Here is a 915-nt window from a genome sequence, read left to right as displayed (position 1 = left end):
ACGATGTCCTGTAATAACGGATTTGAGGAACCGGAAAATTCTTCGATATTGGCGCGATGAAGGGAGAGAAAGATTTCTGTCTTGTCTGTATCGTTTTTAATAAGCGTTTGGGCGCAATTATATCGGGACAGCGCGACCCACTGACCCGTCTCTTCATCATCACTTTCTGCGAAAGACTCGATAACCTTTTTGTAAGAGGCAATAGCGCCGGAACTATCGGGCGGAGTGAGGCGCAACTTTAGATTCCCAATGCGATAGAGCGCACAAGCGGCTTGATCGGCGCGTGCCCGTCCGAGGGCTAGGCGCTGAATAACCTCGGTATAGGCCGCCATCGCGCCGGTCGCATCGGGCGGCTCGGTGCGGCCCAGAAGCAGGCCGGTTTCCAGCAAAGCCGTGCTGACTAAAAACGGCGTGTCTTCAGACGTCTCGTCGCGGTAGGCGGTAATCAAACGCTTGTGAAGCGCGAGCGTCGTTTCGGGTTCAGCCTCAAAATGGGAATCGATGAGATCGACAAGATCGAGAACGCAGCCCGCGACTTGGTGTCGGATCAAGCCGCATCCGTTAGCGTCTTCGGGGTCGTGCCAGGTTTCAAAAGTGTCGATCACCGCCTCCAAGACCGACTGCGCCTCAGCGGGGGAAACAGTGGGGGCCTCGTCCACCATTTCTACGATGTGACGGGCTGCCTGAATGACCGACATAGCGACCCAAAGGCGCTCGGAAAGATCATGAAACTCATTTTGCAATCGCCGAAACGAAGCAAGCCCCGCTTCTTTGTAGGCGTCGCCCCGCTCACTCAAATCAACGCCATGCCGAAACAGCACTTGGGCGAGGTAGGAGCGATATTCTGGATCATTTTTCTCCGAACAAAGCTCATAAAGCTGCTGAAGCTTTCCCATCCCGTGCCAACGGTGCGGC

Annotated in this window: 1 protein-coding gene; it reads right to left on the bottom strand. The window is 55.1% G+C overall.

The window, feature by feature from the left end:
* A partial coding sequence (locus tag VZ95_RS19775) for a hypothetical protein (RefSeq protein ID WP_156995447.1) occupies positions 1-797 on the bottom strand: 797 nt, incomplete at its 3' end.
* Between the last annotated feature and the right edge of the window lie 118 nt (positions 798-915).

The organism is Elstera litoralis (assembly GCF_000963705.1).
In the GTDB taxonomy this organism is placed as follows: domain Bacteria; phylum Pseudomonadota; class Alphaproteobacteria; order Elsterales; family Elsteraceae; genus Elstera; species Elstera litoralis.
This window is presented reverse-complemented; position numbering and strand designations above follow the sequence as displayed.